This is a genomic window from Nitrospirillum goiasense, assembly GCF_034427435.1.
In the GTDB taxonomy this organism is placed as follows: Bacteria; Pseudomonadota; Alphaproteobacteria; order Azospirillales; family Azospirillaceae; genus Nitrospirillum.
Map to the genome: position 1 here is coordinate 1,785,235 of NZ_JAXQNP010000002.1, position 12,377 is coordinate 1,797,611.

General features: G+C 65.1%; 17 protein-coding genes. All 17 read left to right on the forward strand.

What is annotated here, in order from left to right; all coding sequences use genetic code 11:
* Window positions 1-7 precede the first annotated feature (7 nt).
* Window positions 8-550 (forward strand): 50S ribosomal protein L5, encoded by a 543-nt coding sequence (gene rplE, locus ULB03_RS10830; protein WP_040848402.1) that lies wholly within the window; start codon window positions 8-10, stop codon window positions 548-550.
* Window positions 551-566: 16 nt separating this feature from the next.
* Entirely contained in the window at window positions 567-872 is a 306-nt protein-coding gene (rpsN, locus tag ULB03_RS10835; RefSeq protein ID WP_004273661.1) for a 30S ribosomal protein S14, read from the forward strand.
* Window positions 873-887: 15 nt separating this feature from the next.
* The gene (gene rpsH / locus ULB03_RS10840) at window positions 888-1,286 is read left to right on the forward strand and encodes a 30S ribosomal protein S8 (protein ID WP_004273660.1); all 399 of its coding nucleotides are present in this window, start codon (window positions 888-890) and stop codon (window positions 1,284-1,286) included.
* Window positions 1,287-1,298: 12 nt separating this feature from the next.
* Entirely contained in the window at window positions 1,299-1,832 is a 534-nt protein-coding gene (gene rplF, locus ULB03_RS10845; protein ID WP_004273659.1) for a 50S ribosomal protein L6, read from the forward strand.
* 11 nt (window positions 1,833-1,843) lie between these two features.
* Window positions 1,844-2,206, forward strand: a complete 363-nt coding sequence (rplR, locus tag ULB03_RS10850) for a 50S ribosomal protein L18 (RefSeq protein WP_322483130.1) — start codon at window positions 1,844-1,846, stop codon at window positions 2,204-2,206.
* A 12-nt stretch (window positions 2,207-2,218) separates the two neighbouring features.
* Complete coding sequence (rpsE, locus tag ULB03_RS10855) at window positions 2,219-2,821, forward strand: 30S ribosomal protein S5 (protein WP_145729964.1); 603 nt, start codon at window positions 2,219-2,221, stop codon at window positions 2,819-2,821.
* Complete coding sequence (gene rpmD, locus ULB03_RS10860) at window positions 2,821-3,012, forward strand: 50S ribosomal protein L30 (RefSeq protein WP_040848399.1); 192 nt, start codon at window positions 2,821-2,823, stop codon at window positions 3,010-3,012. Before rpsE ends, rpmD begins: the two co-directional genes overlap by 1 nt.
* A gap of 33 nt (window positions 3,013-3,045) precedes the next feature.
* Window positions 3,046-3,522, forward strand: coding sequence for a 50S ribosomal protein L15 (rplO, locus tag ULB03_RS10865; protein WP_322483131.1), 477 nt, complete (start codon window positions 3,046-3,048; stop codon window positions 3,520-3,522).
* A 180-nt stretch (window positions 3,523-3,702) separates the two neighbouring features.
* The gene (secY, locus tag ULB03_RS10870) at window positions 3,703-5,037 is read left to right on the forward strand and encodes a preprotein translocase subunit SecY (protein WP_322483132.1); all 1,335 of its coding nucleotides are present in this window, start codon (window positions 3,703-3,705) and stop codon (window positions 5,035-5,037) included.
* Window positions 5,034-5,681 (forward strand): adenylate kinase, encoded by a 648-nt coding sequence (locus ULB03_RS10875; protein ID WP_322483133.1) that lies wholly within the window; start codon window positions 5,034-5,036, stop codon window positions 5,679-5,681. The genes secY and ULB03_RS10875 overlap by 4 nt, the downstream gene beginning before the upstream one ends.
* A gap of 416 nt (window positions 5,682-6,097) precedes the next feature.
* Window positions 6,098-6,466, forward strand: a complete 369-nt coding sequence (gene rpsM / locus ULB03_RS10880; protein ID WP_004273657.1) for a 30S ribosomal protein S13 — start codon at window positions 6,098-6,100, stop codon at window positions 6,464-6,466.
* A gap of 19 nt (window positions 6,467-6,485) precedes the next feature.
* Window positions 6,486-6,884 carry a 30S ribosomal protein S11 gene (rpsK, locus tag ULB03_RS10885; protein ID WP_004273656.1) on the forward strand — a complete coding sequence of 133 codons (399 nt, stop codon included), beginning with the start codon at window positions 6,486-6,488 and terminating at the stop codon, window positions 6,882-6,884.
* A 231-nt stretch (window positions 6,885-7,115) separates the two neighbouring features.
* Window positions 7,116-8,132 carry a DNA-directed RNA polymerase subunit alpha gene (locus tag ULB03_RS10890; protein WP_322483134.1) on the forward strand — a complete coding sequence of 339 codons (1,017 nt, stop codon included), beginning with the start codon at window positions 7,116-7,118 and terminating at the stop codon, window positions 8,130-8,132.
* A 180-nt stretch (window positions 8,133-8,312) separates the two neighbouring features.
* Window positions 8,313-8,735: a 50S ribosomal protein L17 gene (rplQ, locus tag ULB03_RS10895; RefSeq protein WP_040848395.1), complete on the forward strand. Its 423-nt coding sequence runs from the start codon at window positions 8,313-8,315 to the stop codon at window positions 8,733-8,735.
* Between the two features lie 156 nt (window positions 8,736-8,891).
* Window positions 8,892-10,481, forward strand: a complete 1,590-nt coding sequence (locus ULB03_RS10900; protein ID WP_322483135.1) for an intermembrane phospholipid transport YdbH family protein — start codon at window positions 8,892-8,894, stop codon at window positions 10,479-10,481.
* 134 nt (window positions 10,482-10,615) lie between these two features.
* Window positions 10,616-10,882, forward strand: coding sequence for a hypothetical protein (locus tag ULB03_RS10905; protein ID WP_322483136.1), 267 nt, complete (start codon window positions 10,616-10,618; stop codon window positions 10,880-10,882).
* A 55-nt stretch (window positions 10,883-10,937) separates the two neighbouring features.
* Window positions 10,938-12,362, forward strand: coding sequence for a DegQ family serine endoprotease (locus tag ULB03_RS10910; protein WP_322483137.1), 1,425 nt, complete (start codon window positions 10,938-10,940; stop codon window positions 12,360-12,362).
* Window positions 12,363-12,377 lie beyond the last annotated feature (15 nt).

Below are 12,377 nucleotides of genomic sequence, written 5' to 3' on the forward strand. Positions count from 1 at the left end.
GCGCGTTATGGCTGCCAGGCTTAAAGAACATTACGATTCCGTCGTCCGTGCGTCGCTGAAGAGCGAATTCAACTACGCCAACGACCTGGAAGTGCCGCGGATCGAGAAGATCATCATTAACATGGGCGTTGGCGAAGCCACCTCCGATGGTAAGAAGATCAACGCCGCCGTCACCGATCTGACCGCTCTGTCGGGTCAGAAGCCGGTGGTGACCCGCGCCCGCAAGTCCATCGCGCAGTTCAAGCTGCGCGAGGGCATGGCCATTGGTTGCAAGGTGACCCTGCGCCGTGACCGCATGTACGAGTTCCTGGACCGTCTGATCACGATTGCCCTGCCGCGCGTCCGCGACTTCCGCGGCGTGTCGGGCACGAGCTTCGACGGCCGTGGCAACTACGCCATGGGGCTCAAGGAGCAGATCATTTTCCCGGAAATCGACTACGACCGCGTCGATGAAATCCGGGGGATGGACATCATCATCGTCACCACGGCGAAGACCGACAAGGAGGCCAAGGCCCTCCTGAAGGGCTTCCAGATGCCGTTCGCGAACTGAGCGGCAGGAGCTTCCCATGGCCAAGACCAGTTCTGTTCAGAAGAACAAGCGCCGTGAGCGCCTCGCGAAGCAGTACGCCGGCAAGCGTAATGCTCTGAAGGCCATCGCGTCTGATCGCACCCTTCCGCCCGAGGAGCGGTTCGCCGCTCGCCTCAAGCTTGCGGAGCTGCCGCGCAACTCCAGCCCGACCCGTATTCGGAATCGCTGCGAGCTGAGCGGTCGTCCGCGTGCTTTTTACCGCAAGTTTAAGCTGTCTCGTATTGCCCTGCGTGACCTGGCCTCGACCGGCCAGATCCCGGGCATGACGAAGTCCAGCTGGTAATCGGAGGTTCGGGAAATGGCGTTGAGCGATCCCTTGGGCGATATGCTGACCCGCATCCGTAATGGACAGCGGGCTCGCATGCAGTCTGTCACCAGCCCGGCCTCGAAGCTGCGCACCAACGTTCTGGAGGTGCTGAAGCGCGAGGGTTATATCCGTGGCTACTCCCTGGACACGGTTCGTCCGGGCGTCCATAGCGTGCGTATCGAGCTGAAGTATCACGAAGGCGAGCCTGTCATTAAGCAGGTGCAGCGCGTGTCGAAGCCCGGCCGCCGCATTTACTCCAAGATCGCCGATCTGCCGCGGGTCTTTAATGGCCTCGGCATCTCGATCCTGTCGACGCCCCGTGGCGTCATGTCGGACAGCGAGGCCCGTGCCGCCAATGTTGGCGGCGAGGTCCTCTGCAAAGTGTTCTAAGGAGCTGGCCACATGTCTCGTATCGGCAAGCATCCGGTGCCCGTTCCGGCTGGCGTGACCGTTCAGGTCACGGGCCAGGACGTCACCGTGAAAGGCAAGCTGGGCCAGCTCAGTCTGACCCTGGTTGACGACATCTCCGCCACGCTGGAAAACGGCGCTGTGGTGGTGAAGCCCGCGAACGACAGCCGCAAGGCTCGCGTGAACTGGGCCACCTCCCGCACGCTGCTGGCCAACATGGTCAAGGGTGTCGACACCGGCTTCACCAAGAACCTCGAGATCACCGGCGTGGGTTACAAGGCCGCCGTCCAGGGCCAGGAATTGCTCCTGAACCTGGGCTTCAGCCATGACGTGCGCTTTCCGATCCCGGCCGGCATCACGATGAAGTGCGATAAGCCCACTTCCATCTCGATCACCGGTTTCGATAAGCAGAAGATTGGCCAGGTTGCGGCTGAGATCCGCGCGTATCGTCCGCCCGAGCCCTACAAGGGCAAGGGCATCCGGTACGCGGATGAGGTGATCATCCGTAAAGAAGGCAAGAAGAAGTAAGGCGCACGATCATGAGCAATGCGAAAGTTCTGAGCGCGCGCCGCAAGCAGCGGGTGCGCACGCGGATCCGGAAGCTGGGGCAGGGGCGTCCACGCCTGTCCATCTTCCGCTCCAGCCAGCATATCTACGCCCAGGTCATCGACGACGTGGCCGGCCTGACCAAGGCCGCCGCCTCGTCCATCGACAAGACCCTGCGCGAGCAGCTGAAGACCGGTGCCGACATCGAGGCGGCCAAGGCGGTTGGCAAGCTGATTGCCGAGCGGGCCAAGGAAGCCGGCATCACGGAAGTGGTGTTCGATCGCGGTTCGTACCTGTTCCATGGCCGGGTCAAGGCCCTGGCCGACGCCGCGCGCGAAGCCGGCCTGCAGTTCTAAGGGGTAGCGATTATGGCACGTAACGAAAGGGACGGCGGCAACAGCGGCGGTCGCGAGCGTGGCGGGGACCGGGATCGTACGCCCCGGGACCGTGAGGAAAGCGAGCTCGTCGAAAAGCTCGTTGGTATTAACCGCGTCGCCAAGGTGGTGAAGGGTGGCCGTCGCTTCGGCTTCGCCGCCCTGGTCGTGGTGGGTGACGCCAAGGGTCGCGTCGGCGTGGGTTCGGGCAAGGCCCGCGAAGTGCCGGAAGCCATCCGCAAGGCCACCGACCAGGCCAAGCGTTCCATGATCCGCGTGCCGCTCCGCGAGGGCCGGACGCTGCATCATGACGTCCATGGTCACTTCGGCGCCGGCCGGGTGGTGCTGCGCACCGCCGACGCCGGTACCGGCATCATCGCCGGTGGTCCGATGCGCGCGATCTTCGAGGCTCTCGGCGTCCAGGACGTCGTGACCAAGTCGGTCGGCACCTCGAACCCGCACAACATGATCAAGGCGACCTTCGACGCCCTGTCCCAGTGCGTCAGCCCCCGCGCCGTCGCCGCTCGCCGTGGCCGTCGCGTCAGCGACATCCTGGGCCGCCGCGAGGCCGGTGCCGAGGTGAAGGAGAGCGCGTGATGAGCGAGAAGAACACCGTCATCGTGACCCAGATCGGCAGCCCGATCGGCCGCCAGAAGGACCAGCGGGCGACGCTGGTGGGTCTTGGTCTCAACAAGCTGCACCGTACCAGCGAGCTGGAGGATACCCCTTCGGTCCGCGGTATGATCGCCAAGGTGCAGCACCTCGTGCGCGTCGAGAAGGCCTCCTGAGGCCTTCCCGATACGGCTTGAAGGGATAAAGTCATGAAGCTTACGGATATTCGCGACAACCCGGGCGCCCGCAAGGCGCCCACCCGGGTTGGTCGGGGCATCGGCTCCGGCAAGGGCAAGACCGGCGGCCGTGGCGTGAAGGGTCAGACCTCGCGTTCCGGCGTGTCGATCAACGGCTTCGAAGGCGGTCAGATGCCTCTGCATCGCCGCCTGCCGAAGCGCGGTTTCAACAACCTGTTCGGCACCGAGTATTCGGTGGTGAACGTCGGCACCGTCCAGAAGGCCATCGATGAAGGCCGTCTGAACGCCGCTGACGTGATCACCGCCGACGTGCTGGTCGCCGCCGGCCTGGTGCGTCCGTCCCGCGACGGCGTGCGCCTGCTGGCCAAGGGCAGCATCACCGCGAAGGTGGCGTTCGACGTCGCCGGCGCCTCCGCCGCGGCCGTCGCCGCCGTGGAAGCGGCTGGTGGCTCGGTCAAGGTGCCCGCGGTCGAAGCGGCTGCCGAGTAATTAAGGAAGTGCGGCCGGCGTTCGTGTTAAAAGCGAGCGCCGGCCGTCTTTCTTTCTGCCGCAGGTCTCCCCATCTGGGGTGGGACCCGTTAGGGGGACCGGCGACGGTCCCTTTTCTTTTGGCCTTTTGATACTGTCTGTGCCGCGCCGATAAAGGCGCCTCGATAGGATACGGATTCCATGGCTTCAGCCGCCGAGCAGCTCGCCGCCAATCTTAATTTCGGCTCCTTCGCCAAGGCCACGGAACTGAAGAAGCGGCTCTGGTTCACCCTGGGAGCGCTCATCGTTTTCCGCCTGGGCACCTACATTCCCCTGCCGGGTATCAACGTCCAGGCTTTCGCCGACGTTTTCAACCAGGCCAAGGGCGGCATCCTGGGCATGTTCAACATGTTCGCCGGTGGTGCCATCGAGCGCATGAGCATCTTCGCGCTCAACATCATGCCCTACATCTCCGCCAGCATCATCGTGCAGCTGCTGACGGCCGTGATCCCCAGCCTTGAAACCATGAAGAAGGAAGGCGAGGCGGGTCGCAAGAAGATCAACCAGTACACCCGCTACGGCACGGTCATCCTGGCCATCTTCCAATCCTACGGCCTCGCTGTGGCGCTGCAGGGTGCCAAGGGCGGCACGGTGATCGACCCCGGCCCCTTCTTCATCATCAGCACCGTCGTCACCATGGTCGGCGGCACCATGTTCCTGATGTGGTTGGGGGAGCAGATCACCGCCCGCGGCGTCGGCAACGGCACCTCGCTGATCATCTTCACCGGCATCGTCGCGGCACTGCCCAAGGCGCTGATGCAGCTGCTGGAACTGGGGCGCACCGGCGCCATCGGCATTCCCCTGCTGCTGCTGCTGCTGATCATCGCTGTGGGCGTGATCTTCTTCATCGTCTTCATGGAGCGCGCGCAGCGTCGGCTGATCGTGCAGTATCCGAAGCGCCAGGTGGGCAACAAGGTCTATGGCGGCGAGGCGTCGCACCTGCCCTTGAAGCTGAACACCTCGGGCGTCATTCCGCCGATCTTCGCCAGCTCGCTGCTGTTGCTGCCGGCCACCGTCACCGGCTTCTCCGGCGGCACGGGCCCTGAGCTGCTGCAGACCGTCGCCCGCTACATCACCCACGGCCAGCCGCTGTATATCGTGCTGTACATGGCGTTGATCGTCTTCTTCAGTTTCTTCTACACCGCGGTCGTGTTTAACCCGACCGAAACGGCGGAAAACCTGAAGAAGTATGGCGGATTCATCCCCGGTATCCGTCCGGGTAAGAACACGGCCGACTATCTGGATTTCGTCCTGACCCGTTTGACGGTGTTGGGCGCGGGTTACCTGGTCATCGTTTGTCTATTGCCCGAACTGTTGATGGCCAAGAACGCTATTCCTTTTTATTTTGGCGGCACCAGCCTGCTAATTGTGGTAACGGTGACTATGGACACCGTCGCCCAGATCCATTCGCATCTGCTGGCGCATCAATATGAAGGCCTCATCAAGAAGGCAAAGCTGAGGGGGAGGCGTGGATGAACCTGATTCTTCTGGGGCCGCCGGGCGCCGGCAAGGGAACGCAGGCGCAGCGGCTTGAACGGAAGTTCGGGTTGGTGCAGTTGTCGACGGGCGACATGTTGCGGGCGCTGGTCGCCGGCGGCAGCCCGTTGGGGCAGCAGGCCAAGGAGATCATGGGGGCGGGCAAGCTCATGCCGGATGCCCTCATGGTCCAGATGATCGCGGACCGCATCACCCAGCCCGATTGCGCCAAGGGTTTCATTCTGGACGGGTTCCCCCGCACGGTTCCCCAGGCGGAAGCGCTGGATCAGATGCTGGCGGAAAAGAACCTGAAGCTCGATCACATCATCGAGATGGTGGTGGACGACGCCGCCTTGGTGGAGCGGGTGACTGGCCGGTATACGTGCGCCAAGTGCGGCGCCGGCTATCACGACACCTTCCACCAGCCCAAGGTGGCCGGTGTGTGCGACATCTGCGGTTCGACCGAGTTCAAGCGCCGCGCCGACGACAACGCCGAGACCTTCACCAAGCGCTTGGCCGAATACCACGCCCTGACCGCGCCGATCCTGCCCTACTATCAGGGTAAGGGCGTGCTGAAGCAGGTGGATGGCATGGCCGAGATCGACGAGGTCACGCGTCAGCTTGAGGCCATCATCGGCGCCTGACCGCAAGGATGGGCCGTGAGTTCCGGAAAGGGCCGCGTTCCCGATGGGGAGGCGGCCCTTTCTTTTTGGGCCGGTGCAGGCATGCGCGAGGCGCGAAGGCCAAGGCGCGCGCCGGCACGTGGGCGTGGTTGACATCCAGACGCGCCTGCGTATACTCCCGCATCCGATCCGTAGTGGGCTTGCCCATTCCGGGTCCGGATGAAACCGTCTCTCAGTCCGCGCCCTGTGGGTGCGGGGTGGGGTTGGTTCGTATGCGCATTTGGAGATCCTGGGTTTATCCAGGTTTTCTTCGGATGAGATGCCCCGAAGGTCATTGGACGTCCCCGCCACGGGAGCCGGTGATCAGGCGGGGTGTGGACGAAGATCGCATTGCCTGGGCGTGACGCCCGGGCGGGCATGAACGATGGAGAAAGCGCGTGGCGCGTATCGCTGGCGTTAATATTCCCACCGCGAAGCGGGTGGAAATCGCCCTTCAGTACATTCACGGCATCGGTCCCTTCATGGCGAAGGAGATCTGCGGCAAGGTCGGCATTCCGCTGGAGCGCCGCGTGCATCAGCTCACCGACGATGAAGTCCTGCGTATCCGCGAAGTCATCGACAGCGACTACTCGGTCGAAGGCGACCTGCGTCGCTCTGTCGCCATGAACATTAAGCGGCTCATGGACATGGCCTGCTACCGCGGCCTGCGTCACCGCAAGGGCCTGCCGGTCCGCGGTCAGCGCACGCACACCAACGCGCGCACCCGCAAGGGCCCGGCCAAGCCGATCGCCGGTAAGAAGAAGTAAGCTGAAGGACTGATAAGAAATGGCAAAGCCCAACGCTTCTGCCGCCCGGCTTCGTCGCCGCGAGCGCAAGAACATCACCTCGGGCGTGGCGCATGTGAACGCCTCGTTCAACAACACCATGATCACCATCACCGACGCCCAGGGCAACACCATTGCCTGGTCCTCCTCGGGCATGATGGGCTTCAAGGGTTCGCGTAAGTCCACCCCCTACGCCGCCCAGATGGCTGCCGAAGACGCGGGCCGCAAGGCCCAGGAACACGGCATGCGCACCCTGGAAGTGGAAGTGAAGGGTCCGGGTTCGGGCCGTGAGTCCGCCCTGCGCGCCCTGCAGTCGGTCGGCTTCCAGATCACGTCCATCCGCGACGTGACGCCGATCCCGCACAACGGCGTTCGCCCGCCGAAGAAGCGCCGCGTCTGATCGTTCTACCGATTACGGAGGCGGCCCTTGCGGCCGCCTCCGGTCCAAACGCTTCCGCGTTTCCCCGCCGCCCCGGGACCGGTGTTCGCATGCCATCGCGATCGCCCATGCATGGGGGAGGTGGTCAGGTTCAGGACGGGGCGCCGGTCGCAAGGCCGGCGCCCTGATCCGCACCCGACAGCGGTGAAACCGGGTGTCGTGTCCTCCTGATGGCATTAGAGGCAACTACCCGTGATTCAGAAGAACTGGCAGACCCTGGAAAAGCCCAGCAAGCTCGACGTGAACGTCGGTGCCGATCCGCGCCGTGAGGCCACGATCATCGCCGGCCCGCTGGAGCGTGGCTTTGGCCTGACCCTGGGCAACGCCCTGCGCCGCGTCCTGCTGTCGTCCCTGCAGGGGGCGGCGGTCACCGCCATCCAGATCGATGGCGTCCTGCACGAATTCTCCTCCATCCCCGGCGTCCGCGAGGACGTGACCGACATCGTTCTGAACATCAAGAACATGGGTCTGAAGATGGAGGGCGAGGGCCCGAAGCGGCTGCGCCTGCGCGCCGAAGGCCCCAAGGAAGTCACCGCCGGCATGATCGAGGTGACGGGCGACATCGAAGTGATGGACCCGGACCTGGTGATCTGCACCCTGGACGCCGGCGCCCGCCTGAACATGGAACTGACGGTCGAGAAGGGCAAGGGCTACGTCCCCGCCAGCCAGAACCGTCCGGAAGACGCCCCCATCGGCCTGATCCCGATCGACGCCCTGTACAGCCCCATCCGCAAGGTGGCGTACAAGGTGGAGAACACCCGTCTGGGTCAGCGCACCGACTATGACAAGCTGTCGCTCTCGATCGAGACCAACGGCGCCGTGACGCCCGAGGATGCCGTGGCCATCGCCGCCCGCATCCTGCAGGACCAGCTGCAGCTGTTCATCAACTTCGAGGAGCCGCAGGCTGTCACCGCGTCGGAGAAGTCCGATGAGGTGCCGTTCAACAAGAACCTGCTGCGCAAGGTGGACGAGCTGGAACTGTCGGTCCGTTCGGCCAACTGCCTGAAGAACGACAACATCGTCTACATCGGCGACCTGGTGCAGAAGACGGAAGCGGAAATGCTCCGCACCCCGAACTTCGGCCGCAAGTCGCTGAACGAGATCAAGGAAGTGCTGTCCCAGATGGGGCTGCACCTCGGCATGGAAATCCCGAATTGGCCGCCCGAGAACATCGAGGACCTGGCCAAGCGTCTGGAAGAGCCGTACTGAGCTTGATTTGAGGTTCTCCGCATCCGGTTTCGGCCGGGTGCGGAGCACAGGGCATAGGGCCCACCCCCGTCGTACCGGCCGGCACCTCCAGGATGCGAATCCAAAGGGGGGCAAGGCGGGCGGTTCGGGGATCGTCATAGGTGTCGGCATCCGACACCCGGACATGAAAGGAGAAGCACCATGCGTCACGGCGTTTCCGGGCGTAAGTTCAGCAAGACCTCTACCCACCGTCTGGCCATGTTCTCCAACATGGCCAATGCCCTGATTAAGCACGAGCAGATCAAGACGACCCTGCCGAAGGCCAAGGACCTGCGGCCGATCGTCGAAAAGCTGATCACGCTGGGCAAGAAGGGCGGCCTCGCCAACCGTCGCCTGGCGTTCGCGGAACTGCGCGACAACGCCATGGTCGACAAGCTGTTCACCACCATCGCCGAGCGTTACAAGGACCGTCAGGGTGGCTACACCCGCGTCCTGAAGGCCGGCTTCCGCTACGGTGACATGGCCGCCATGGCCGTCATCGAGCTGGTGGACCGCGATGTCTCCGCCAAGGGCCAGGACAGCGGTCCGGTCCAGGTGACGGAGACCGAGGAAGAGGCGGCCTGAGGTCAGGCTGTTCGACTTCCGGACAAGTAGGGAAGGGGCGGATCCGCAAGGGTCCGCCTTTTTCTTTGGGCGGGCACGATCCCGCTGGCGCATGCCTCACGCTTTTGCAACCATGCCGCGGTTTCAAACAGGCATGGGGCGAGGCGGGCGATGCGGATGGGGAAGGTTCTGGGCGTTGCGGCGGGGGTCGCGATCCTGGCGGGGGCCGGCTACTGGGGTGCCGGTTATTACATGGGGCAGAAGGTCGTTCGCGAGCTGGATGCCGCCTTGGCCCAGATTCCGGAGGGGGTGAAGGTCACCCACGGGCCCGCCACCTTCTCGCTGGCCACCCAGACCCTGCATGTGGAAAACCTGGTCGTCGCCGGTGCCGCCCTGCGGGGTGAGGCGGCGGCCCTGGACATCCAGGGCCTGTCGATGCGTGCCCTGGCATCGGGCTTTCGCGCCGATGACGCGACCGCGACCGAACAGGATGTGGTATCGGTCGCTGACCACATCGCCATTCGCGACATGAAGGTGAGTGGCGAGGGCGTGGAGCAAACCATCGCCCTGTCGGAGATCGACCACGTCGGTTTCCGCCCGTGGGCCCTGCATCAGCCGGGCACCCCGACCTTGGACCAGGTGAAGGCCGCCTTTGCCGCGGTGTCCGACCGTCTGGCGACGGCCCCTCAAGCGCCGTTGTTGCCGTCGGAGATGAGCGGCCCGTTTCAAATCCTGGCGCAGGCCATGGCGGTCGGCCTGCTGGTGGTCGATTATGGCGACATCACGCAGACCGGAACCAGCGCCCGGATGAAGATGCCCGTTGTCGGGGCCGCCGGGGCTGTGGCCGGCCTTGAGCAGGTGGTGGCCGGCTATGATCGGGTGGTGTGGAAGGGCTTCCATGCCGGTGTGTATGGGCCCATGGAGGTGACCGGCCTGACGGAAACCTTTCCACAGGGCGAGGTCAAGGTGGCCAAGTCCACCTGGGCGGGCATGGACCTGCGCGCGCCGGCCCATGCCTTGCTGCGTGGTGAACCGCTGAGCGAGGCGATGTTCAACGGCGTTTCCGTGGGGGCCTTCTCCATGAACGGCCTGTCGGGCCAGGGCCCCAACGGCCATCCCCTCCAACTGGACAGCATGACGCTGGACCCCATGGTGGTGGCGGACGGCCACATTCCCGCCGGCGGCCTGGCGGTGCAGGGCCTGGTGATCGATACCGCCGGCCTGGGCGATCCGCAGGCGGCAGCGGTGACCAAGGCCATGGGCCTGACCAAGCTGACCGTGGGCATGGCGCTGCATTACAAATGGGACGTCAAGGGCAGCGCCATCACCCTCGAGCGCACCAGCGTCAAGGTGGATGAACTGGGGGAGCTGACCCTGGACGCCCAGTTCCACGGAACGGCGAGCAACCAGGACCTCGCGACCTTGCTTCAGTCGGCCCAACTGGACCAGGCGCGGCTGAGCTACGCCGACCATACGCTGGTCGACCGTCTGCTGCGGTTAAACGCCAGCCGGCAGGGCAAGACCGTCGACGCGACGCGCGACCAGGTGGTGGCGACCGTGCAGGCCAACGGCGCCGTGCTGGCCGCGTCCCCGCGAGGGGCGGCCCTGGTGAAGGCGGTGATCGCCCTGGTGCGCCAGTCGGGCACGCTGACCCTTAACGCCAAGCCGGCGGCGCCGGTAGCCCTGGTGCCGTTTTTCACCAGCGCCATGCCCGCGCCGTCGGTCGTTATCGACACGCTGGGCCTGGACGCGACCACGGCGCCCTGAGGAAGCCGTATAAGGGGAAAGCGCTGCGTCAGCGGCGCTTTTCCGCTCTCGACGGGCGGGGCCCGATCGCGCATCCTGCGGCCCGTCCGGACTCCGCGCGACGGGCGCGTGGAGGTGTCGGACAGGAGGAGGACGTGGTGCGTACTTTTGGGATCAAGGCGGCGGCCGGGGTGTTGGCGGGCGGCCTGGTTTTGCTGGGACTGTCGGGTTGCATGGCCCTGCCGTCACAGCGTGAAGGCAAGCTGGATAGCCACGCGGCGTGCGTCGCCCGCTGCAACCGCGACAATCAAGTGTGCGGCGACACCAAGGCCGGGCAGAGCGACCATACGCCCGAGCTGAACAACGGCATGTGCCAGCGCGATCTTAAATCGTGCCTGAACCGTTGCGGCGACCCGGGCTGAACCCTATTTCAGCGCAGAGCCACTTCGTTTCGACCAGACGTGAGAGTTTTTCCCCGTGACGCTTGAAACGCCGTTCCGTCGCCTGTCCTCCCGCTGCGCCCTGATCGCCGTCGCCGCCGGCTTGGCCCTGACGCCGCCGGCCCTGGCCCAGCAGGTGCCGCAAAGCCGGGAGCAGATCACGCTCAGCTACGCGCCGCTGGTGAAGCGGGCGGCGCCCGCGGTGGTCAACATCTACAGCCGCCGTGTGATCAAGCAGCGCGTCTCCCCCTTCATGGAAGACCCGTTCTTCCGCCAGTTCTTCGGCGACGCCTTTCGCGGCGTCCCGCGGGAGCGGGTGGAATCCTCCCTGGGGTCCGGCGTCATCGTCCGGCCCGACGGACTGATCGTCACCAACGACCACGTCATCAAGGACGCCGACCAGATCACCGTGGTGCTGGCCGACCGGCGGGAATTTCCCGCCAAGGTCATGAGCGCGGATGAGAAGGTGGACCTGGCGGTCCTGCGCATCGACACCAAGGGCGAGAAGCTGCCCACCCTGGAATTGGGCGACAGCGACAGCATCCAGGTGGGTGACCTGGTGCTGGCCATCGGTAACCCCTTCGGCGTCGGCCAGACGGTCACCAGCGGCATCGTCTCCGCCCTTGCCCGCACGGGTGTGGGCGTGTCGGACTTCAATTTCTTCATCCAGACCGATGCTGCCATCAACCCCGGCAACTCCGGTGGCGCGCTGATCACCATGGACGGCAAGCTGGCCGGCATCAATTCCGCCATCTATTCGCGCAGCGGCGGCTCCGTCGGCATCGGCTTCGCCATCCCGGCGGACATGGTGCGGTCCGTCGTCACGGCGGTGGAAAGCGGCGGCAAGCTGGTGCGGCCGTGGATGGGCGCCAGCGGCCAGCCGGTGACGCAGGAACTGGCCACCAACCTGGGCCTGCCCCGGCCCCAGGGTGTGCTGATCAACCAACTGAACCCCAAGGGCCCGCTGGAGCAGGCGGGGGTGAAGGTGGGCGACGTGGTCACGGCGGTGAACGGGCATCTGGTCGATGATCCGGAAAGCCTGCGCTATCGCATCGCGTTGCTGCCCGTCGGCGGCGATGCCACCCTAACCATTATCCGCAAGGGCGCCGAGACCAAGCTGCCGGTCAAGCTGATCGGCCCGCCGGAGGACCCGCCCCGCGACGAGACGGCGCTGGACGGCCGGCAGCCCTTCGCCGGCACCACCGTGGCCAACATCAACCCGGCGCTCGCCGAGGAGGTCGGCTACGCTGGCAGCTCCGATGGCGTCATCGTCCTAAAGGTGCAGCCGGGCACCACCGCCCAGGCCCTGGGCTTCCAGCCGGGCGACGTGGTGGTGAAGGTGAATGGCCAGCCCATCACCCGCGTGGCCGACCTGAAGCGCGTGGTGAACCAGCCCCAGCGCCGCTGGGACCTGGCTGTTCGCCGGGGTGACCAGGTGCTGACGCTCAGCGTCGGGGGCTGAGGGCCGTGGCGGCTG